General features: G+C 36.8%; 14 protein-coding genes. 7 read left to right on the top strand and 7 right to left on the bottom strand.

Features of this window, described 5'->3' with window-relative positions:
• The first annotated feature begins 73 nt into the window (after positions 1-73).
• Together F6K18_RS11640 and F6K18_RS11645 are read left to right on the top strand one after the other, a co-directional pair.
• The gene (locus F6K18_RS11640) at positions 74-811 is read left to right on the top strand and encodes a peptidoglycan-binding protein (RefSeq protein WP_287520966.1); all 738 of its coding nucleotides are present in this window, start codon (positions 74-76) and stop codon (positions 809-811) included.
• 165 nt (positions 812-976) lie between these two features.
• Positions 977-1,666: an ATP-dependent Zn protease gene (locus F6K18_RS11645; protein ID WP_287520968.1), complete on the top strand. Its 690-nt coding sequence runs from the start codon at positions 977-979 to the stop codon at positions 1,664-1,666.
• A gap of 413 nt (positions 1,667-2,079) precedes the next feature.
• Here F6K18_RS11645 and F6K18_RS11650 read toward each other — a convergent pair whose 3' ends face one another.
• Positions 2,080-3,375 (bottom strand): DUF6745 domain-containing protein, encoded by a 1,296-nt coding sequence (locus F6K18_RS11650; RefSeq protein WP_287520970.1) that lies wholly within the window; start codon positions 3,373-3,375, stop codon positions 2,080-2,082.
• Positions 3,362-3,655, bottom strand: a complete 294-nt coding sequence (locus F6K18_RS11655) for a hypothetical protein (RefSeq protein ID WP_124144256.1) — start codon at positions 3,653-3,655, stop codon at positions 3,362-3,364. Before F6K18_RS11655 ends, F6K18_RS11650 begins: the two co-directional genes overlap by 14 nt.
• Before the next feature lie 1,109 nt (positions 3,656-4,764).
• Here F6K18_RS11655 and F6K18_RS11660 point away from each other — a divergent pair.
• Complete coding sequence (locus F6K18_RS11660; RefSeq protein WP_287520972.1) at positions 4,765-4,935, top strand: hypothetical protein; 171 nt, start codon at positions 4,765-4,767, stop codon at positions 4,933-4,935.
• 102 nt (positions 4,936-5,037) lie between these two features.
• Positions 5,038-5,253 (top strand): hypothetical protein, encoded by a 216-nt coding sequence (locus tag F6K18_RS11665; RefSeq protein ID WP_287520974.1) that lies wholly within the window; start codon positions 5,038-5,040, stop codon positions 5,251-5,253.
• A gap of 144 nt (positions 5,254-5,397) precedes the next feature.
• Here F6K18_RS11665 and F6K18_RS11670 read toward each other — a convergent pair whose 3' ends face one another.
• Entirely contained in the window at positions 5,398-8,262 is a 2,865-nt protein-coding gene (locus F6K18_RS11670) for a zinc-dependent metalloprotease (RefSeq protein WP_287520976.1), read from the bottom strand.
• 1,195 nt (positions 8,263-9,457) lie between these two features.
• Between F6K18_RS11670 and F6K18_RS11675 the strand changes: the two genes are divergently transcribed.
• Positions 9,458-9,595 (top strand): hypothetical protein, encoded by a 138-nt coding sequence (locus tag F6K18_RS11675; RefSeq protein ID WP_287520977.1) that lies wholly within the window; start codon positions 9,458-9,460, stop codon positions 9,593-9,595.
• Between the two features lie 106 nt (positions 9,596-9,701).
• Here F6K18_RS11675 and F6K18_RS11680 read toward each other — a convergent pair whose 3' ends face one another.
• The gene (locus F6K18_RS11680) at positions 9,702-12,908 is read right to left on the bottom strand and encodes a DUF1574 family protein (protein WP_287520978.1); all 3,207 of its coding nucleotides are present in this window, start codon (positions 12,906-12,908) and stop codon (positions 9,702-9,704) included.
• A 718-nt stretch (positions 12,909-13,626) separates the two neighbouring features.
• Between F6K18_RS11680 and F6K18_RS11685 the strand changes: the two genes are divergently transcribed.
• On the top strand, positions 13,627-13,857 hold the full coding sequence (locus F6K18_RS11685) for a hypothetical protein (protein WP_124144258.1): 231 nt from the start codon (positions 13,627-13,629) through the stop codon (positions 13,855-13,857).
• A gap of 1,129 nt (positions 13,858-14,986) precedes the next feature.
• The gene (gene ppc / locus F6K18_RS11690) at positions 14,987-18,082 is read left to right on the top strand and encodes a phosphoenolpyruvate carboxylase (protein WP_287520980.1); all 3,096 of its coding nucleotides are present in this window, start codon (positions 14,987-14,989) and stop codon (positions 18,080-18,082) included.
• Positions 18,083-18,950: 868 nt separating this feature from the next.
• Here ppc and F6K18_RS11695 read toward each other — a convergent pair.
• The 3 genes from F6K18_RS11695 to F6K18_RS11705 all read right to left on the bottom strand — a co-directional run bounded on the left by F6K18_RS11695 (position 18,951) and on the right by F6K18_RS11705 (position 22,866).
• Positions 18,951-19,778: a class I SAM-dependent methyltransferase gene (locus F6K18_RS11695; RefSeq protein WP_287520982.1), complete on the bottom strand. Its 828-nt coding sequence runs from the start codon at positions 19,776-19,778 to the stop codon at positions 18,951-18,953.
• Between the two features lie 1,051 nt (positions 19,779-20,829).
• Complete coding sequence (locus F6K18_RS11700) at positions 20,830-21,603, bottom strand: SDR family oxidoreductase (RefSeq protein ID WP_287520984.1); 774 nt, start codon at positions 21,601-21,603, stop codon at positions 20,830-20,832.
• Positions 21,604-22,023: 420 nt separating this feature from the next.
• The gene (locus F6K18_RS11705) at positions 22,024-22,866 is read right to left on the bottom strand and encodes a nuclear transport factor 2 family protein (protein ID WP_287520986.1); all 843 of its coding nucleotides are present in this window, start codon (positions 22,864-22,866) and stop codon (positions 22,024-22,026) included.
• Positions 22,867-23,388: the final 522 nt, after the last annotated feature.

Here is a 23,388-nt window from a genome sequence, read left to right on the forward strand (position 1 = left end):
AATACTAAAAAACGTTACGCCTTGTCTATCAACAAAAATTGCTTATTAGTTATCCCGTCAAATTCTGGCTGAAGTGAATAACGTTGTCCCAGGAACTCTCGTAGATTTTTCAGACCTTAATATTTCCATTAATTCAAGGCAATTTCCTTTACTACAGCCAGCTGCTAAAAATGCACTAAGAAGAGCAATCCAAAACCGAGGCACCACAATGGGGATTAACTCAGGCTATCGCACTTGTGCTCAACAATATCTATTGCGTCGCTGGTTTGAATATGGAAATCCCTGCGGTTTTCAAGCTGTTGCACAACCAGGAAGTAGTAGTCATGAAAGTGGTTTAGCTTTAGATCTTGCTGACTGGGGTGGTTGGAGACCTTATTTAGAAACTCAAGGCTGGGTCTGGTATGGTTGGGGCGATGTAGTTCATTTTAGTTTTCCTGGAATTCCCATCGGGAATATAGAAATTAAAGCCTTTCAAACTCTTTGGAACAGGAACCATCTCAACGATCAAATTGATGCTGATGGCTTATATGGACTGGAAACGGCAAGTAAACTCAGTATTTCTCCCTCAGAAGGTTTTGGAGGAGACCCAGGACTGCGAATTCTGCGATTAGCTAGTCCTTTTATGAGGGGTGGAGACGTTCGTCGAGTTCAGAAGAAATTGAAAGAAGGTGGTTATCTTAATAATGATAGTGACGTTGAGGGTATCTATGGACCAATAACAGAAGCTGCTGTCAGGAAATTTCAAACCAATGAAGGAATTACAGTTGATGGGGTTGTTGGTCCTGACACTTATAGAAAATTAGGGATTTAGTAGTTTGAATTGAACATTGAGGTAGAGGGCAAACCTTGGTTCGTTGTCATTAAAAATTTCCTCTGAAAACCTAATTCTTGTTGATTTTATAGTATTTAAAAAATATAGAATATAACTTAAATGTTGTTTTATAATAATGAGAAATAACTACTATAAATTCAATATATGAGACAAACTTCCCTGAATATTATTGCGATTAGTATTTTTATAATGACAATGTCTGCTTTACTAGGACCAATTTTTAATATATCCCCAGTAATACCAGCGATCGCTACTTTTTCTGTGATGGTACTAGCTGCTATAGATACATTAGGATGGCAAGGTCAGGCAAGTATGATTATTGTAGACTTAGTGGAAGGTACATCCTCAGAAAGACGCGACCGGATTATTAGTCACGAAGCTGGACATTTTTTGGTAGCTTATTTGTTAGATATCCCTGTTAGTGGGTATGCTCTCAGTGCATGGGAGGCATTTCGGCAAGGTCAGTCTGCTCAGGGTGGGGTTAGGTTTAATGACGAAAAGTTGGCTGCCCAGTTACAGAGGGGTATGGTTTCTGAACAAGCTATAGACCAATATTTTACGGTCTGGATGGCGGGTATTGCCGCAGAAGATTTCGTTTATGGTAACGCTGAGGGTGGAGCAGAAGACCGGGCAAAAATTACAGTAATCTTGACACAATTAAAGCGCTCTACAGAATCTAAACTCAAACAAAGTTGGGCATCCTTGCAAGCACGAAGTTTAATCGAAAATCATCAATCTGCTTATCAAGCATTAGTGACTGCGATGACACAAAAAGCTTCTGTATCTGAATGTTATCAAGCAATTGAGGAACATATTTCTGGCGATCGGACATGAGACTTATAGCCTTTTTATCTGGGATATGGAAACCAAGTACTATTAAATAGGGAATAGTAAAGGTGGGAAAACATCAGGATATAGGGTACTGGAACAGTGCGCTTTTTTGATCAGAAAAACCTCAATCTAGATTTACATCTCAAATAAAAACACTATCAGGAGTTATGCATGAGGTACGAAAAACTATGATTTGAAATTGCTGCCCTGTAGGTTGCTTAAGACAAAAATACGCTGCAGGTCTGTAAGTCCTGACTATATTATATTATGTCCGCTTAATAGCGCGATTAAAAACTTTCTTCTTCTGTTCCTTGTTTTTTCCTCCTGACTCCTGACTCCCCCTCCTGGGAGGGGTTAGGGGTGGGTTGACTCCTGACTCCTTAGTTAGTACCTAGGAAAAATCAAATCTACATCTATTAAGTTTCCACCATAAATTCTTCTGGATCAACCCCCCAGTTTACCCAAGCAATAGCCTCCCTCGCTTTACTAATATCTGGAGGCACTCTTGTGGCATGAATATAATTTGTACTAGGGCAAATCATTTTTAATAGATAAATTGGTTCAACATCAATATAATTATCTATTCTCAACAGAGTATACTCTCGCCAACTATCTAATTCTACTGCTTGCAATTCCTGACAAATTCTACTGTAACCTATTCCCTGAATTAATACTCGTCGTAGTTCGGCATTTTCTTCTTCCAGTAACCACCGTACTTGCCATCGTTCGGGATATAATAATCCATATTTTTCTGGCAGTTTTACCCCATGATAAGCATAGATCCGATAACCATCAATAAATCTAATTGCCGATCCCCCTTCAGCATGAAAACGGTTTTGTTCGTCCAGAGATAGCTTGATTGGGCGGTCACATACCAAACAGATATTCTCTAATTGTAACACAAACCCACATTCTTTGACCAACCCTTGAAGTGCCTGCCATTTTTTTTGGTTGCAACTACACTCAAGTACAGAGATACAGAAATCGATCATTTCAATGGAACTTGCCATCAAATTTTGGCTAATATTTGAGACTAACCCGATTGCATCGCCTATTTGTTGCAGGGGTTGCTTAATCTGTGCCTCCCACTCTCGTATCACGGGTTGACTAGACAGATGCTGCCATATATTCACTTCTATATGTTGTGATAGGGGTTGTCCAACTTGTTGCCAAATTAAATCTCCGAATCGAATTAAAGGATTTCCTCCAGGAAACTCTATTAGTTGTTGTCGCAACTGTTTTTGCTGCTGTTCCCAGATTTGCCTAATAATGCCACCTTGCCATTGTACCCACAGCTCCTCTAATAATTCTGCGTGTTCAGCTAAGGTATCTTGCCAGATAAACATTAGCTGTAGTAATTCTTCATTGGGCAAATCATTTTCCAGTTTCAGCCAGAGTTGTTCATCAATTTGGCTTTCTATTTCTTCTGAGAGTTGAACTTGTAAGGAAGTTAGTAAGGGAGTGCCCAACATTTGCACTAAACGTTGGGGCGAACGCGATCCTACTATCTCTTTCATCGCATCTGGACTACTGATAAATAGAATCTCTGGCTCTCGTTTTCCCATAGCAGAATAAGCTGCTTTCACTGCATTTGTTGCCCTTTGCCTATCTATCGGGTCAGTTGACACCATGTTCTTGTGCCACTTTTCCCGATACATTGGTATTAATGTTTTTTGTTCTGCTGTGAGGTTTTCAATTTTAGTCTGCCACATAGCGCCACCCAAGAGGTTCATATTCTCGCTGAATGCGTACCATCCAATTTCCTTGAGGAATCTCGATGGCTTTATGTTCTTCGTGGGTTAAAGTTACTTTTTCTGACAAAACTTTCAGGTACAGAGTGCCATCTTTTTCGCGTAGCTCTGCATCTCCACGAGTAATCCTATGAGAGTGTCCAGTGACCTCTCCTTCTGCTAAAGTCAGGTGAGATAGTTTTTTACCTAAAGCTAGCTTAACTGATTGTAATATTACATCACCTTGTCGAATTGGCTGCATCCTTATTTTTCCTTAGCCCTAATACTAACTGCACAACAAATATTTATGCCACCCTGTAATTTACATGATACATCATGGCACATTTGTCAATCAACTTTAATATAAGTAGGTAAACGTTAAAATTTTTCGTTAGAGAAAGGCAGTAGGCAGAGAGCAGAAAGTCGAAGGAAAGAGGCTTCTGAGCTACTTTGATTTTTGTTACATACTTTGTTTTTTTTCGTGTTTACCTACTTAATCTATTAATTTCTATATATATTTTTGTAAAAATTATGATATACATTTATCTAGTCATTTTTATATGTAATTATGGATTCCCGTGATTTTATTTGTCGCTTTACTAAAGTAAAATTTTGATAAATGCAGTTTAGATCGCGTCTTTATATTATTTTTATAATTTTTACAATTATTTAATATTTTTTACTTATAGTAAAGAAAGAATTGCTGAGGACATAGATAGATTGATATCATGTCTGATTACAGCAGTTTTCATTTGAATCGACCACAGTAGGGACGTTCCATGGAAGGTCCCTACAAGTATTATTGTTTTGAATGTGTAGTTCACCAATCTGAAAAGCGCTGTAAACCACTGTAATTATCATTGCTTCTGAGAAACCATAGGGAGGAGTCAGGAGGAAAAAACAAGGAAGAGGAGAAGAAAGTTTTTGTTTAGCTGGCGCACAACGCATCCTATCTCCTGGGTCGGAGCTGCGCTAAGGTCATGCTACTGCTTTCCGTTAACGCTCTTGGTCACCGAATGCGAACCGCAAACTGCGACATCTAACACGGAGCATCCAACGGAGTTCTATCGCGCTATTAAAGGGACATGATATTATACCAATTTCATAAAATATTGCTACATTGTACGCAGGAGTAGAGGAAGAGAAGCATAAAAAAAAAGAAAAAAAAAGATTCAATATTTACAATATCTGCAAGCGATCAAATTTTAGACTTAAGGCCAAGAATATAGATTAAGCGGTCGTTAGGGGAGCTTCCCGAAGGGTGGAATGGCGAGGAGACCTTGCCATATCCAATCGACCAAGAGAGATGTAATATCATGTTCCCCCTCCGGGGGAGCTACGCTAACGGTTGAATACTTATAAATAACTGTTGTGAGTCCTCAGGAGTCAACCCACCCCTCGCCCCTCCCCCTCCCAGGAGGGGAAGTCACCGAGTCAGGAGGGAAGAAAGCAGAAAAAGAGGAAATATTGGAGAATAGTATTGATAATTTCAGTATTTCTTTGGTACTTTCGGTACTGTCAGTCCTGAAATTTTATTTATAACTGACCCGTCCGCAATTCGTAGCTCCCTCAGAGGGGGAACATGATATAACTACCTTTGCGTGGATTTGGTATTGCAAAATTTTAACACAAATATAGTCATTCATGTTAATCTATAGACATGAAACTCTCAGACTATGTGAAAAAAGTAGGAATAAGTTATTAACAGTCTGGAGGTGGTGGAAACAAGGGAATTTAACAGGTTATCAATTGCCTTCTCGTACAATTATCATCACGGATGACTATAATTCTAAACCAGATGTGATAGCTTGCATTTATGCAAGAGTTTCCAGTGCACAAAACAAAGATAATTCTAGATAGACAAGCTGAACGGTTAAAAAAATTATGCCATTGCAAGAGGCTATAAAATCTTAAAAATAGTTAAAGATATTGGCAGTGGTTTATTGGCTAAGATTCTAGTTAACCCTAACTATTACTATACCCTACCATATGTGTTGCCACCTACTAATTAGACTGTAATTGTGCATTCAAAGTTTTCACAATTCGATCGCGTATTTCCTCCAAATGCGCTATGGTATACTCATCCATTTTTTTACCTCGCTTTTTAATTATCTTCTCCAAATCTTCATCGAGTTGTCGCAATTCATACCAAGCTAAACTCCGAGCATCTTCAGGGACAGTACGATTACGCAATACTATTGAAATGAGAAGATTTAGATGTTCCCGTTGCAGAGAACGACGCATACTAGAAATCTCAACTTCTCCACCACTAGACTCTAAAACTTCCGTCCAGATACTATTTTGCAGAGTCTCAAAAAGTTCCGGTAGTTTCAAAGCATTATCTGGCGTTGTCTTCAACTCCAAATCTCGTAGACGAGTCAAACGAATATCAGAAAGGAGCGATCGTAAAACTATCCTTTGCAGAAACAAAATATTATCTTGAATGGGATAATCTAAAGGAAAAACTAAAACAGAGCTTCCCCAATGTCGCCAACGTGATGGTGCTAACTTATTAAGTAAATCTGGTGCAAACTGAAATGCATCTTCAGCAAAAACATATTTATCTAGTATTTCTAATGCTTGGCGTTGTTGCTCTACAGATATAGGTTCAAATGGTAATCGTCCATAAGTATTTTTCGTACTCTCCCGATTAAATGACTGACCGCCTACATACAAAGTAGTATCCATTATTTGCTGTATATAATAGAAAAATACCGTATCAAACATTACCCTGATTTCGCTGTAACTTTCATTACTTTGAGGAACGCGCTTTTCTAAACTTTCCCAAATATTCCGGGAATTATCCAGTTGCCACTGAGAATAAATCAATATATCGTTACTGAGGTCAAACCTATTTGCTGCTGGATCGAGAATATCATAAGAATCTTCATCTGTGGCATAAGATAATTCTGGTTGAGATGCTCGTCTAGCAATCTCTTGTAAGAATCCTTTTTCACTTATATAGTTAGTCGTACCACTGGGTTTATAACCGTATTCAATTGCCCAATCATCATAAGGACCGACTACAGTGGGAAAATAGTCTCCTTGTATTGTTCCCTGTGGAGCGATATTAACTGGTACATAATCCATTACAGATGCTACTAACCCTTTTGTTTGAGTAATAGTTGTATCATTCAACTGTTCTGGTTCGAGCATTGTACTACCGTGGAAATTATGTCTCAGACCAAGAGTATGTCCAACTTCGTGAGCAGTAAGATATTTTAAGAATTGATTTACATACCTGTCCATTTCTGTACTATAGGGTCTGATGTTTTGCAAAACATCCATTGCCACTGCTCCTATTGCCAACTGTTGAGATGACTCCCAACCAAAACAAAGATGTTCTGATGAGTGAGAATGTGATGATGACGACTTCCGAGAGGATTGATATTTTGCTTGTAGAGATTGAGGAATAATAGATTCTATACTGTTGTTTGAAGTATTAGCTGCTTTCTCACTTTCTAAATTTCCTAAATAGCGAGAATACATATCTAATACACAGGGATTATAACTTTTTCCATCCTTGGTTTGAAAAGCTTGAGCAAGAGATTGATTTTGTAAAATTAGACTACCTATTTCGCCATATTTAATACTCCTAATAATTCCTGCATCTAGAATAATATCTGCATCTAAAATTTGCCCTGTTAATGGATTTACACGGGAAGGTCCAATACCTCTAAACCAAGAGTCAAAAGTGGTAGACCAACGAATAGTATTGTAACGAATATCAGCCGGGTCCCAACTAGCATCATCAGGCATTTGTTTGGCTTGAATAGCATTAATAAATCCCGCTTTTTCAAAAGCTTTATTCCACATTAATATTCCTTCTCGAATGGCTTTGCGATATTCCATTGGTACTGTATTTTCTATCCAGAAAGTTATCGGTTCTAGAGGAGGTGATAAAGGTGCGCTAGGAATTTGTTTTTCTAGATGCCATCTCTTAATGTAACGAACATAAGGTTCTCTACGATTATTATCAGAAATATCTTTATAAGCACTAATAAAATAACCTACTCTTTCATCTGCCAATCGAGGAATATAACCATTATTTATGGGTAATTCTGAAAAACTGTAGCGAACTCTGAGGTTAAAAGCACGGCTATCTGGCAAGGATTCTAAATATTCTGTATTATCTTCATTTAAGATGCCATAAACTGACTCCAATTCTATGTTTAAAGGAAATGCTTTAGCATCACTAATGTAAGACTTTGTTAAATCTATTGAGTAGTCATTAGGTAAAGCTTCTTCTAGTGATGGTAAATTCATTTCTCCTATTAATAAATTTTCCAAGTCAATCAACAATGTTTTTCTTTGAAGATGAGTTGCTTCAATGGGCAGAGAATATAAAATTGAGTCACTAAAAGAACGTTGAATTGAACGAGCTTGAGGGTCTAATTCGTTAGTCCGAAAATTAAGATTGGGCAGGACAAATTGAATATTATCTTGATGTTGGCGTAACTGAAATACAAAATCTCTGATTGGTATGCCACTAATTAAACCTGCTTCGCCAATACCTGATTCTAAAGTTATTACAGAAAGGAAGTTTTGATTAAGTTGTTCTGGTTTAACTTCCATTAATGTTTTACCTGTTTGTTCATCTCTATAAATGGTAAATATCCCTTCTAGTTTCTCAGATCCATCAATTAATTTTTCATAAGAATCATCTCTTTCTTCAGCACTAATAATTTGTTGTGGCTTTGCTGAAATATTGGTTGTTGAAGCTCTAGTTGTAGGAATGATAAATATAACCAGTAGAAATGATAAGCAAAATAATAGTAATATGCTTGTAATTTGAATGATTTTTTGCGAGATTATTTTGCCTATACAGTTTTTCTGTTTATGAGTTTTATTTTGACCGATCGTCCACATAATTAATTAAAGAATAAGGAAAAAGTATAATACAATTAGCAAGTATTAAGTTATATCATGTCCGGTTGAATACTGATAAATAACGACGGAGGAGTAAGTCCTTAGGTCGGGGAAGCCTTCGGATTGGCGACGTACAGAAGGTAAGAAGAAGGAAGAGGATAGGAAAGTTTTTTATCGCGCGATTAAACGGATTTGATATTATTCATAACTAATAGTAAGTTTTGTAATTTTTGTCCACCTTACCTAGTTTGATGAATTCAAGCTTCTTTTTTCTCTATGATAATCCGAAAATTTATCGACTGCCAATAGTGCGGATAAGTATAGTCGTCTGGGCAAAGACTGTCGATATGTTGTGTTATCTTACAAATCCTTGTCACTTATTTAGATACTCTTAAAGATTATTTAAAGCCTGGAAAAACTCTAATTCAAATTATTGATAAACTCAAGTAAGAATTAGCAATTTATCAAAAATAAGAAGGATAAAATTGATGAGAGTTTAATTCAGTCAGTCATACCAAATATCACGCATTTTTGCTACCAAATAATTGCTAAAAACATTACTGAACCTGACTTATTACTTAATAACTGAAGTCTTCAAGAAGAAGAGCATTATTTTGAGGAATTTGTAAAAGAATACTTTGTTTTGTACTTTAGACTATAAAAAAGTTGCAAAAATTTCATATTTGGCAATAAAATTTATCGTTGTCACCCTTCCGTTGCATGTTAAATTTTGGGTTTTATAGCACGACACAGATAGGTGAGGACATCCCTCTATTTCTCTATTTCCTACTCCCTTTTCACTCAAATTGATTGTCCTAACCAAAGAACGTACTGCTATAGTAAACAGATTTTTCAACAGCACTATTGCACTATTAGAGATAGATAGCAAACCTTGTGAAAAACCCTAAATTCATGGGCAGTCTCTACAAACTTATAGCGCTGTGCGCAGGGAACAGGCAACACTTAACTGGGAACAGGGGGAATAAATTGCCGATAATATAAGACTTCTAGCTCTTTTGCCCCTACTACAATTTGTAAATATACCAGCGCTCATTGCTATATTAGGGATTTATAGCAGTCTAAGGACAGTATGGACATCTCAAAAGCTTAAAACTCAGATAATGCAAGATTTTTCCTTATTTCTTCTTCCTTCTGCTATAATACTAATTTGAAAAAATAATGTTACGAATAATAAGTGCGATCAAAAGATTTTGCAGCAAATGTCCCTTTGACGAAAAATAGAATTTACGACCTAAAAACTGGTATTGCAGCAATTCCCGTGCGACTCGGTCCGACTGAGTTACCCTCCTGGGAGGGGTTAGAGGTTGGTTGACTCCTAAGAAATAGCCTAACTATTTGTAGCAAACATTTATCAAATTGGTATAATTCTAATAAAATTCCACCTAAAAACCTAAAACCCCAAACCTAAAACCTAAATTTTAAGGTTCTGACCAAGGGACAATATTATCCTCAGCTAACTGTTGAGAAACAGCGATCGCTCCATAAAGATTCAAATGACTGGGGTCAGAAAATTTATCATAAGCATTTGGCCATGCACTACCTAAATCTCGGAATAAAAAGTTTGAATATTCTAAAGGTAGCTGCTGCATATATTCTAGAAATTTTTGTTCATAGTTAGTTCGTGCTTCATCTAAATATGCTGTAGTTAAAGGCATATTTACAAATACAAAATTAATCCCTATTGACTGAGTATACTGTAGTAAATTTTTCAGTGCAGTTATTTGTTTTCCTGGCAACTGAAAGTCCGCATAATCTGCATCATATTTACCTGAAACTTTAGCATAGTTTTGATAGTAACTTTCTGGCTCAAATTTAATTGAAATTGGTAGAAAACCATTAGATTGAAATTCGTCTAATTTGTCAATATCTTCATCTTCTACTGCTACATTTTCTCCCTCTTTTTGCTGCCAAAAATTCCAATTTTCTTGGGGATTATTTATGATTGAACTTATTAAACTTTTGAGGCGGTCGCGCTGTTGATAAGTAAGCGATATTTCCTCAACTTTTTCCTGTAATTCTTTGAATATTTGTTTGTATTTTTTAATGCCAAAATTAGCAGACATTTCTGATGTATTTGTCTCAATAGCAAATGTACCAGCATCTACTTCCTCATAGCCTTCAGAACTTGCAATAATATCAAAAGTTCGATCCTCTCTGCCACTATTAAGAGCGCGAACTCCATCAGCAAATATAATCAATGGTGGCAATTGTTCTGCTGGTAAAACCTGACGTACAATTAAATCTACCACCTGAGCTGTTGCCCCATTTATGCCAAAATTATAAACTCTTAAATCTGGATATCCTGCTGTTGCCAAACTTTCCTCAAGTACTGTAGGATTAACTCCTCTCAATGCTCTAGAACTACCAACTATTAAAATATCTGGTGGTTTTTTTTCTGCTTGTAAATATTGTTGATAACGAACTAACTGTTCATCTAATTGCGGACTATTAAAACTAGGATAAGTAGAAAATTCAGAAGCTTCCACAGAATCTTCATTCACTTCTGTAGGAGTTTGACAATTCGGACCCTGACAAATATTTCCAGACGGAGAAATATCTGGAAGTTCCTCTAATACTGCACCTAATTTTAGGTCGGTTTGAACTGTAAATAAAATTCCCATAAAAGCACAGGCAAAAGCTGTCACCCATTTACCAGAATTAAAAGTATTATATGTCAATGAATTACTAATTTGTGTAGAGTATTCTTCATTAGGAATAAACACACGAGAAGTAATAAGTAACTGTTGAATAGCCGTAAAAATTTGTGTTGTAACTGTGTAATTATTCTGAGGAGTTAACAGCTTTGAATCAAATTTTTCAGTTGTCTGTGGCGTTAACTTGAGAAAAACACGATCCGCTCTTTTTCCTAATAACAAATCCATATCTGCAGAAGCAGCAAACTCCGGAGGTTGTTCCGAATACTGACGACTTCTGGCAGTAAAATTAATACCATAGCGCCACAAAGGCAATTTTTGACCAGCACGACGTCCATACACCCTCACCCCACTAATTCCTGGAACTTGAAGTTGACGCAAAAACTGAGCAATGGGTGGTCCCACTTGAGATTGAGAAGGACAAGTAGGAGCTTCACTCATCACGTGCAATAATTCCTGCTTCGGTAATATTAGTACCCGGATACCACCTGTTTGTAATTTTTGATCCAGGTCAGGATTAAGTAATTTGTTTAACAGAAAACTAATAGCTTCATAGTTTCCCTGACTTGCCAAAACCTTAGCACTTGCTGCCATCTCCGGATTTTCCGATGCTGGTAAATTCAACCAGTCGATCCAAAGAGGTGACTCTGATTTTTGTTTCGGTTCATTAATAATACAACCATAGATAGTAGCAGCTTGGATACCTCTAGGTAGAATAGTAGATAATGTAGAGGCGATCGCTTCTTTAGTCTTCTTTTTATCTGGAGCTAGTTGGTTTGAATTATTAGTATTAGTACAGAATAAATGTAATGTAGATTCTTTGAGAGTAGCTCGAATATTGATTCCAAGAGTAGTAAGTTGTTGTTGTAGCAAACGTTCAATTGCTGCCACATCTCCCCAACTTGCCCATTCTTGTAGCATCAGGTCTGGTGGGGTTAAGTCCACCCGCAACATCCAGTCCGGTGCAGTTTCACCCTGAACAAGTAGAGAAATTAAAGCTTCATGGAAATCTTTGAGTTTTAACTCTCGGAGCTTTTGGGCGATCGGTTCTGCTAAGAGAGATGGAGCTGGACTATAAGCTGCTTCACAGGAGACCCATAAAATTTTATGGGTTTTCAATTCAGGACTTTTGGCAGAATCTTCTGATTGTTGGCTGGTTTCTGTTAATTTTTCCTTAAGTTGTTTTTCTCGAATACTGACATTTACAGAAACGCCTAATTCTCCTAAAACTTCACTAAGATAACTAGCAATTGCATCTGGATGGCCATACTTAGCCAATCTTTGATAGGAAACCGTAAGGGGAGAATCAATTAAATATTGATCTAATTCTTCTGTATTCTCTGACTCTACCTCTAATTCATTAGGCTGTTTTGATTCAGTAACAGAAAAATTTTCTGAGTCTAATTTTGGTGAAGAAACCAGTGCTGAATGGTCTAATATGTCATTTGTCAACACAGATGCTTTGTGGGGAGTTGAAAGTAATTCAGAAGCATTGTGATTAATATCTAGTTTCGGAGATTGTCCAACAGTGACTTTTGTCAGATGTTCTTCCAGTAAAGTTTGACTATCATTTTGATTTTGTGGGTATTTTGCAGGAGCAACATAATTAGACCTCAAGAGGGTATTAACTTCTGAATCAGAGGAACTAGAAGGAGTACTTACCTGTTGGGTCTGAGTTGCTACCTTATTACCATCAAGTTTGACTGTCCAGTCAGGTCTCCTGCGACCTAAAGTTCGGCCACATAGAAACATCTGATAAATCCGAGGTTGATTAGGAGGTAGTAGAGTTTCTAGATCGATCTGACCCAGTGCTTGGGAAAACTGGGCTAGGGCAAAGTTCATTTCTGGACATTTTTCAGCTTCACAGAGAATATGTAAATGATTGCCACGCAATCTTACCTGTACTTGCACTTCTGGAAGTCCCAGAGCTTTCTGTGCCCAATCTCCTAAAGGAGACCGATTTTCCGTCAATATAGTTTTATTCCCTTTCATCTTCTCCTTTTTGTGGGAGACTCCCTTGTTCGGCTTAACTATTCGTTAGTGACATTTTGGACTGTAGCGTATAAACATATATAAAGGAAAGCCTATTGCTAAAATTAATATAATATAGTTGAAAATCATGGGTATATTCGTATATTATTATACTATATGATGATCTGAGCGAAAATTTAGAGAGTATTTATCAATTGAAGAAGGCAGAAGGCAGAAGGTCTAATTGCTTATGGATTTAAACTCCAAACAATTTTAAGCACCCCCGTTGACGGTGGGGTATTAAATCAGCCACAGATAAAGATAAATATTAAATCGCGTAGGGTGCAAAGCGTGTTACGTAACGCACGCTTCCCAAGCACGCGGTGCGTGAGGTTTAAAACTGACCATTATTCCAGAAATGGTAAGTATTTAGTCACAGGCCCTATTTTTACTTTTGTTGGCAAACAGTCTCTGAGGAGCCACGGACTAATAAATTAAGAAAAATTTCTATTGATTTTAGCTTTGAATGATGAAAAATGCTATATCATCATATCAAACTTATTAATTATTTCTCACTTTTAGCTGTCTTGCCATCTTAACAATTAATATTCAACCAAACTTTAATATTATCGAAATTTGTTGAGTGGCTGAATATGCTTGAGTCTTGTTAAGCTTGCTATATTAAGTTCTAGCGTATAAACTTACTAAGGTAAAATCAATGCAATCCTTTCGAGAAAATTCCTCTGAAAATCCTACAATAAAAGCTCCCAGTTGGAAAATTTCCTCAGATATTTTACTTAGCTTGGCCACTGGTCCTGTTTTATTAGGATTATTGGGTAATAAAGCCATTAATGAATTATTACCAGAAATTGGCCTCTATAGTGAGGAAATATTTCGGGGCGATCGTCTACCAATGCTTAATTTTCCCCAAAATTCATCAGATTCCTAATTTTATTTGTTATTTGACTATTTATAGTTTCTTTCAACAAATTCCTAAGATTTTTTAAACTTAAGATTAAGGGTGCAACAACTCCCATCCTTTTCTATAGGTTAGCTCAAAGCCTCTACTACTATGTGATTAATTAACAAAAAACATTGCTGAAAGCCTAGCTCTCAAAGGCCTACTTTACTCTCAGGTGTATGATACAGTAATGTTAGTTGAAATATGCAACCCCCTACTAAATATAGGTAAAGTGTTCTCAGAAGGTCAAAATATCCGAACTTGCGGTGGCGAAAAAACAGCAAAAAACTAGAGCAAACCAAAGTATCTAATAAAATAAGATTCAGTGAATAAAACAGTAGCGGACGGCATCCGCCAACTGAGGTTAACCACCTGAATGACAGGGGACAGCACAACCTATACAATACTACCGCAATAGTAGAGCATAGTTAAGCGGTCTCGCAGGAGCCATTATCCCTACTCCTTGAAGCAAGTGGAATATGTCAAAAAAGCACATTTATTCCATGATGCTTGTTTAGTATTTGGCATTTTTCTGATTAACGATTGGGAAAATCACCAAAATGTTATAAAAACATTAACAAAAACAAAATTACCAGATAGTTGGTTTAGTGATGTAGAACTTAGAAGTATTTTAACACTAGGCCTATGACTAAATTTAAGCTACTGAATAGCCTACAAAAATTTTGGCAGATAAGAGCTAGGCGGTTTAACTTGTAGATGAAAAATGACTCACGAAATTTATAGAGAAAGATTAATGACTCTCGCTTCCTTTTAATAGTGGGAAGCAAAAAGTTATTTATTGTTAAAAGAAAGGGTGGAAAAAGAGGTATTTAATGAGGAATATATATTTTTTTAATAAACGGCGTTGGTAATTGATGGGATGATTTATATTTTGGGGTACCGCTCTGTAACCTACCCCGGTTAATCATTGGGGGACTGCCCCTACAAATTTCATCCTGTAATTTACCAATGCCTAATAAACCAACAATAGTTGAAAAATCCCCTATTAGCAATAGCTATTTTGATAATTTGGTACTACTAAATCTCATTGAACGAGTATAAAAGTATCAAACAATATATTGATTTTGATATCAGTATCTACTAAGGAATAGGTAATATGAGTTCACTACTAAAGTCAGAGCAGACAACCCTAGAACAAGGGGTTAATAATCCCCCGACTAAAGTTTCAGGTGTGTTTCTGGGTAATCGAATTAAAATAATTGAAGATTTGTGGGAATTAGTGCTAAGGCAAGAGTGTGGCCAAGAATTGGTAAGTATACTCCAGAAAATGCGCTCGGTTAATTCTCCAGAAGGACAAGCTTTTAACTTTCTAGATTCAGAAATTGTACAACTTATTGAACAGTTAGAACTCAAAGATGCAATTCGGGCAGCTCGAGCTTTTGCGTTATATTTTCAGCTAATCAATATTGTTGAACAACATTATGAACAAAGGATTCAACAACTAGCCTACTCTAACAACAAAGGTCTGGGAAAACTAATCTTTAAAGATGATGAAGTTAAGGATGGTGAAGCTTGTTCATTGCGGATGGGAAGTATTCCTGTCTGGAGCGATAACAGAAATAAACCTGAAGGAGAGGGGACATTTCATTATCTATTTCCCCTATTGCGGACTCTGAATGTGCCATCTCAATTAATTCAACGATTAATTGATCAATTAGATATCCGTCTAGTGTTTACAGCACATCCTACAGAAATTGTACGTCATACAATTAGAACAAAACAGCGACGCATTGCCAAAATTTTCCAACAGCTCGATCTAGTAGAAGAAAGTTTTTCAGAATTGTCTGTAGATGGAGAACAGGAAAATTCAATGGTTTCATCCTGGGAAACAGAATCTCTCAAGGAACAGTTAACAGAAGAAATTCGTTTGTGGTGGCGTACAGACGAACTACACCAATTTAAACCTACTGTACTTGATGAAGTAGAAACGACTCTTCATTACTTTGAAGAAGTGTTGTTTGAAGCTACTCCCAAACTATATCAAAGGTTTAAGCAAGCTCTGCATAGTTCTTTCCCTTACTTAAAACCACCTACTTTCAATTTCTGTAAGTTTGGCTCTTGGGTGGGAGCTGACCGCGATGGTAATCCTTTTTGTACGCCAGAGGTGACTTGGCAAACAGCTTGCTATCAACGTAAGATAGCGTTAGATAAGTATATTGATATTGTCGATTCCCTGATCGAACTTTTAAGTTTGTCGTTGCATTGGAGTGATGTTTTACCAGAACTGCTGGACTCGTTAGACCGCGACCAACTGCAAATGCCCGAAGTATATGACCAATGGGCGATTCGTTATCGGCGAGAACCATATAGGTTGAAGTTGTCTTATGTGAGAAAGCGTTTGGAAAATACTCGCGATCGCAACTGGCGCTTGTATAATGGTGACTCTCTCCAAAGAGAAATGGAAGTTCTCTCCCAACGTCGAGAAACAGCAGCAGTTTATCGTTCTGGTGCCGAATTTCTAGAAGAGTTACAACTAATTCAACGTAACTTGAGCGAAACTGGTTTAAGCTGTAGTGACTTGGAAAATCTCATTTGCCAGGTAGAAATTTTTGGCTTCAATTTAGCACGACTAGATATCCGCCAGGAATCTTCTGTCCATGAGGCTGTGATTAATGAAGTTACTGAATATTTACAAATTCTGCCTAAACCCTATATTGAAATGTCAGAGGCAGAACGCACTGAGTGGCTATCAACAGAATTGCCTACTCGTCGCCCACTAATTCCTACAGAACTACCTTTTTCTGAGAGGACTTGCGAAATCATTAACACTTTCCGAATGCTGCGACAGTTACAGGTAGAGTTTGGCCCAGAAATTTGCCAAACTTACATTATCAGTATGAGTCGTGATGTCAGCGATCTATTGGAAGTGTTGTTGCTAGCTCAAGAAGCAGGACTGTATGACCCGGCAACTGGAAAAAGTGAGATTCAGGTGGTTCCTCTGTTTGAGACAGTGGAAGACTTAAGAAATGCTCCCAGGGTGATGCGCAATTTATTTGAATTGCCTTTGTATCGGGCAGCACTTGCTGGTGGACATGATAAATTACAAGCACAAGCAGACTCTCAAATTAAATCTGAGTTAGAGACTCTTTATTTGCAAGAAGTGATGCTTGGTTACTCAGATAGTAATAAAGATTCTGGGTTCCTCAGTAGTAACTGGGAAATTCATAAAGCTCAAAAAGCTTTACATGAAATCGGTCAGGAATATGGTATAGGATTGCGGATATTTCATGGTCGTGGTGGTTCGGTAGGACGTGGTGGTGGTCCTGCTTATAAAGCGATTTTGGCTCAACCTGGTAAGAGTATTAGTGGACGGATTAAGATTACTGAACAGGGTGAGGTGCTAGCTTCTAAATATTCTCTGCCTCAGTTGGCTATGTGTAACTTAGAAAATGTCACTACTGCAGTTATTCAAGCTAGTTTACTACATACAGGGTTTGATGAAATTGACACCTGGAATGACATTATGGAAGAGTTAGCAGTGCGATCGCGCACTCATTACCGACATCTGATTTATGAACAACCAGACTTAGTAGAATTTTTCTATCAAGTTACCCCCATCCAAGAAATTAGTCAACTACAAATTAGTTCTCGTCCAGCTCGGAGGAAAAATGATAAAAAGAAGACTATTTCTGGTTTACGGGCAATTCCTTGGGTGTTTAGCTGGACTCAGAGTCGCTTCCTATTACCTGCTTGGTATGGGGTAGGAACAGCTTTACAAGAATTTGTGCAAAAGCAACCAGAAGAACACCTGAAACTTTTGCAGTATTTTTATCTAAAATGGCCATTTTTCACTACTGCAATCTCTAAAGTAGAGATGACTCTAGCGAAGGTAGATTTACAAATGGCTCATTATTATGTCCGAGAATTATCTAATTCAGAAGACCGGGAAAGATTTGAGGCGTTGTTTGAGCAAATTGCTACTGAATATCACCTGACGCGGGATTTAGTTTTACAAATTTCTGGCCATCAACGACCTTTAGATGGAGAGCCAGATTTGCAGCGTTCTGTGCAGTTGCGGAATGCTAATATTGTTCCTCTAGGTATGTTGCAGGTAGCTTTGTTGAAACGCCTGCGTCAGCATGATACAGGTACGCCAGGAGTAATTCACTCTCGCTATAGTAAGGGTGAGTTGTTACAAGGTGCTTTGTTGACTCTCAATGGTATTGCTGCTGGAATGCGGAATACAGGTTGAGGAAGAGTGAGATGAGGGCGTGGGTGAATTTCAAAACTACCCATGTTCTTTTTATAGCGATCGCAGTTTTCACCCTTGATAGACAACATTAGGGAAGTAGGTAGTAGGCAGTAGGGGCGTTAACGATAGTTATGCGAAGCTAACGGCCGTTTGCTCCTACAGGAGTAGGGGGGTAGGGAACAAAAAATAATTTTGCCTAGCGATCAATCTGACCATAAAATATATAGCAACCGCCAGGTTGATTAGGACAATTAGTGCGATCATCTTGCTCGCGTCATAAATCATCATAGTGACCCGATGTCCTATAGCAATGAGCGCTCAGGTATTTACAACTTAGTAGATCAAAGTGCAGTAAGGGAAAAGGTTGACAAAAAATAATGTGTAAATATGCCAGAGCACATTGCTATAACTATAATGGCGACTGCTATACAGTTACAGCGCTGTGCGCAGGCAACAGATCCGGAAGGCAACAGCTCCGGAAGGGGGAATAAAAAACCGATAATATAAGGCTTTTAGCTATTGGACACCTCTTGTAATATCATGTCCGCTGGGGCGCGTTCGTGTAAACCCAAAGGTGAATATCTACAGGAAATTTAAGTTTTTTTCTTGCTCTTAAGTATTCTTGCCTGTTCCCTGTTCCCAGTTAAGTGTTCCCTACCCTTGCTATACAATACCGATGCTACCGGACATGATATAATTTGTAAATATGCCAGCGCACATTGCTATACAGCGTATTTCATATTAGTGAGTACACCAGTCGCGGGCAAGATGCCCGCACTACAAAGACTTTAGCATTTATATTTTTACCTCATCTACCTGTAATCTGCTGTAATTTTGCTTAACCTAATTTACTTATAGATCAGTTAAATTATACTTTATGAGCAATCTGAAGCGCAGATAAGTAAGAAAGGTTAATGATATTGCCATGATATTTTTTTAAAATTGTACTCAAATTTTCAAATAAAGTCTTACGTTGCTTTGCCTCCATTGCTATATAAGGTGATAAGGTGCTTAAAAGTGCTAGATAATCATCAATATCATAAGTTACTTCACATATTAACTCTTCAGAAACTAAGTTTTGAAACTTACCAGAGTCAATAACTGCATTTCCTATACTACTAATATTTTGTTGATGAATTGCGATCGCTTCATACCCTTTTAAATCAGATGCGTAGGTCTGATAAACTGAATCTAATAATTCCTGATAAATATCTTGACTTGGTTGGGGTGGAGTATTCCAAAGTAAAACTAAAAAGCCATTAGTTTTTAAAGCTTCAGCAGTTTTAGCATAACGAAATTCAGACGATACCCAGTGAAAAGAAGTAGCAGCAAGCACTACATCAAACTGATTCTTTTCTAATTCCCACTCTTCAAAAGTAGTATTGATGATTTTAACTCTTTGATAGCGATCGCAATTTCTCAGCGCTATTTTATAAGATTCTGAATTTGGTTCTACGCAGACCATAGAAAAACCAAGATCGGCAAAGCTAGTTGTTGCTGTTCCTGTAGCACAACCTATTTCTAAAATTTTGGCATGAGAAGAAAGTTGAGCTATTTCTACGACACGGTTGACTAATATTTGGGGATAACGAGGTCTAGTTCTATCGTAAGCATCTGCTATTTGGTCATACCAATTGGATTTCTGTTCCAGGTTAAAATCTTGATACCAGTTATTTTTGGGTGAGGAATCAGACATAATTGTTTGAAATATTAATATTAATATTTGTATTTTAGGGTAGCTGTATAATAATCGGTAAGTAATGTCAAGATTTTGTAAAAGTTTGGCTAATGTATATTAGTGAAACATCTTGTTTATAATTTGTTTATAAACATTTTATCTACACCTCAAATCTGTTTAGTCAAATATTAACAATTATCAAAACTTTGTTGTCTTAGTTGTTCTAATCCCATACAAAAAAAACAGCCAGTTTTGGCCAGGAATTATTAATCAGGGTGCATCTATAAATTATATTTTTACATACATTAGACAAAATCAAGAAAAGTTGTTAAATAAAAAAACCTCCACCAATTACGGCGGAGGTTATCTATCAGGGTGCATCTACCATTTCTGTTTCCCATACTCCCATACTTAATCCGGAAATTCTCAATTTGATTTTCTATTGTTTTAGTGCAAAAAAAACCTCCACCAATTACGGCGGAGGTTATCTATCAGGGTGCATCTACCATTTCTGTTTCCCATACTCCCATACTTAATCCGGAAATTCTCAATTTGATTTTCTATTGTTTTAGTGCAAAAAAAACCTCCACCAATTACGGCGGAGGTTATCTATCAGGGTGCATCTACCATTTCTGTTTCCCATACTCCCATACTTAATCCGGAAATTCTCAATTTGATTTTCTATATCAAGAAAAGTTGTTAAATAAAAAAACCTCCACCAATTACGGCGGAGGTTATCTATCAGGGTGCATCTACCATTTCTGTTTCCCATACTCCCATACTTAATCCGGGAATTCTCAATTTAATTTTCTATTGTTTTAGTGCAAAAAAAAACCTCCACCAATTACGGCGGAGGTTATCTATCAGGGTGCATCTACCATTTCTTTTTCCATATTCCTCATACTTAATCCGGGAATTCTCAATTTAATTTTCTATTGTTTTAGTGCAAAAAAAAACCTCCACCAATTACGGCGGAGGTTATCCATCAGGGTGCATCTACTATTTATTTCTCAAGGTAATTGAAGCATTCTGGAAAATTCTGAAAAATTTTCTATATTTCTCGATCGTCCTATTGATGTCGATGAACCATTGTTGCATTAGCCTGATCTGTGGGTACTACTAATAGTTCGCTGATATTGACGTGGGGCGATCGCGTAACGCAGAAAAATACTAAATCTGCTATATCATCTCCGGTTAATGGTGTCAAGTCTTTGTAAACATTTTTAGCCTTTTCTGTGTCCCCATGGAATCGGACATTACTAAATTCTGTTTCTACTAAACCTGGTTGAATTTCGGTTACTCGCACGGGAGTTCCTAATAAATCCTGTTTTAACCCCTCAGAAATTGCTCTAACAGCAGCCTTTGAAGCACAATAAACATTACCTCCGGGATAAGCACCACGACCAGCAATAGAACCAATATTAACTATATGACCTTGACTACGATTAACCATTCCTGGCACCACATAGCGAGTCATATATAGTAATCCTTTAACATTAGTATCAATCATTTCTTCCCAATCATTGAAGTCTCCAACGTGGAGTTTATCTAAACCGCGACTTAAACCAGCATTATTAATCAAAATATCAATATTTTTCCAAGGGTCAGGCAAAGAATTTATTGCTGATTCTACTGCTAGGCGATCGCGTACATCTAGCTTTAATAAATAAGTTTTACACTGAAATTTTTTAGTTAATTCATCAGCAAGTTTTTCTAGTTTTTCTTGGCGACGAGCAGCCAAAATTAGATTTGCACCTGCTTGAGCAAATACATTTGCACAAGACTCTCCAATACCACTACTAGCACCTGTAATTAAGACTATTTTATCCTCAACAGAAATCATATTTACTATTCTATAGATTTACCAGTTTGATTTAATTATTTACACTATTAGACATCTCCAGAAAAGAGGGAAGAGGGAATAGGTATGGAGGGGGAAATAATTGATAATTTATGTACGATAATTGATTTTATTTTTTATTTTTGGGGATATCTATTTTGCTATTTGTTGAAGAAGGTTTTATACGGTAAGCAGTATAGCAGAAGGAAGAAAGAAGAAGAAAGAAGGAAAAGTCTTACGTTATCTGAGTTTTAAACTTTTGAACTGTCCTAACCTTTCCTTCAGCTGCTATAAAGCAAAATTATATCATGTCCGGATAATTAGTGATCAAAAAACTTTCTCCTTTTCCTCCTTTTTATTCTTTCTTCTTCTTTCTTCCCTCCTGACTCCTGAATCCTGACTCCTGACTCCTTAGATAAATCATCACTTATCCAAAACTCTTAAACGATAGGTACTAATAGTAATACCTCCTTTTCTCATCAAAACTGCTGATAACCATCGATCTTGATAATTTTCTGTAGCCTCACCAATTTTAAAAATTCCTCCAGAAGGCAATAGTTCTAATTTAAAATTAGCAGACTCAAGATTATAAGAATTTTCATTAATTGGTTCTTCCCAAGCAGCTCCTAAGATAATTTGTTCGCCCAAAGGTTCTGCAACAATCACATCAAAGTTATACTTTTTACCTACTTCTACTTCTAGTGGTAAATTAACATTAATAGTAGGTGGATTTTTGCCGGATGTCAGTTGATTACGCTCGGCTAAAATTTCTTGTTCAACAATTTTTTTATCTTCATAACGTTGTTGAGAAGTAATAGTAGACTTTAATCTTATATTTCTATTCTTCATTTGCTGAACACCAGTAATATAAGTAACAGTTTCAGCCACAATTGCATCGCCATCTGTTTCCCAGGATTTTACTTCAGTACGATATTCAACTGATTTATAAAGTTGCCAGAATTTAGATAAAGCTTCTGACAAACTTTCCCGATTTAAACCATCAGAGTTAGTAAAATCATTACTATAGAAATCCATGACATCTTCTAAGTCTTGACGACTGGCAGCTCGGTCTATTTTTTTCAAAAGTTCGGTCAGTTCATCAGGGGTTTTATCTCTATCTTGAGCTAAAGTCAAATTAGGAGATAAAACTATTCCAGAAGAAACAGTTAAACCTAGTAATAAAGAACTAAATAATGTTGTTGATAATTTCTGAAATTTAATCAAAAATTTGCTTTGGGTACGAAATATGATTTGAGAAATAATCATTTTTAACTTATAAAAGTTGTTAGTTAAAGATTTGTTGGTTGTCAGAATCGAATTATATGGCCTTAACAAAGTCAGAAGTCAGAAGTTATTTTTGTATAGCAATGTGCGCTGGCATATTTACACATTATTTTTTGTACACCTTTTCGCTTACTGCACTTTGAGCTGGACATTGTAAATACTTGAGCGCTCATTGCTATAACGGGGATTTGAGCTTCGCTCCAAAAATATTTCGCCTTAAAAGGCAGGGTTTTAGACCCAATTATTTTGGTAGGTTTAATTTTTGCCTAATGTTACTGCGTTAAAGACTAATTATGAAATATTAGACCTTCTGCAAAACTGAAAGTTATAGTAAGGAACAAGTTGATTAGGACTTATGTTGATGATAAACCTGAGACAGAGAAAAGCTTTTACCATTGTTCCCTGTTCCCTGCTATAGATAAATTAAAATACACAAATTATCAATTTCTCTTAAACTTTGGCCTTTTGATTTGAAATTTTTGACTTATTTCATTGTTATACCAG

The sequence above is a fragment of the Okeania sp. SIO2C2 genome (assembly GCF_010692625.1).
GTDB classification, from domain to species: domain Bacteria; phylum Cyanobacteriota; class Cyanobacteriia; order Cyanobacteriales; family Microcoleaceae; genus Okeania; species Okeania hirsuta.

Bases quoted from the DNA above. Each gene is read 5' to 3' on its own strand.
- F6K18_RS11645 (WP_287520968.1), top strand. From the start codon at position 977: ATGAGACAAACTTCCCTGAATATTATTGCGATTAGTATTTTTATAATG.
- F6K18_RS11650 (WP_287520970.1), bottom strand. From the start codon at position 3,375: ATGTGGCAGACTAAAATTGAAAACCTCACAGCAGAACAAAAAACATTA.
- F6K18_RS11655 (WP_124144256.1), bottom strand. From the start codon at position 3,655: ATGCAGCCAATTCGACAAGGTGATGTAATATTACAATCAGTTAAGCTA.
- F6K18_RS11665 (WP_287520974.1), top strand. From the start codon at position 5,038: ATGTTAATCTATAGACATGAAACTCTCAGACTATGTGAAAAAAGTAGG.
- F6K18_RS11670 (WP_287520976.1), bottom strand. From the start codon at position 8,262: ATGTGGACGATCGGTCAAAATAAAACTCATAAACAGAAAAACTGTATA.
- F6K18_RS11685 (WP_124144258.1), top strand. From the start codon at position 13,627: ATGCAATCCTTTCGAGAAAATTCCTCTGAAAATCCTACAATAAAAGCT.
- ppc (WP_287520980.1), top strand. From the start codon at position 14,987: ATGAGTTCACTACTAAAGTCAGAGCAGACAACCCTAGAACAAGGGGTT.
- F6K18_RS11695 (WP_287520982.1), bottom strand. From the start codon at position 19,778: ATGTCTGATTCCTCACCCAAAAATAACTGGTATCAAGATTTTAACCTG.
- F6K18_RS11700 (WP_287520984.1), bottom strand. From the start codon at position 21,603: ATGATTTCTGTTGAGGATAAAATAGTCTTAATTACAGGTGCTAGTAGT.
- F6K18_RS11705 (WP_287520986.1), bottom strand. From the start codon at position 22,866: ATGATTATTTCTCAAATCATATTTCGTACCCAAAGCAAATTTTTGATT.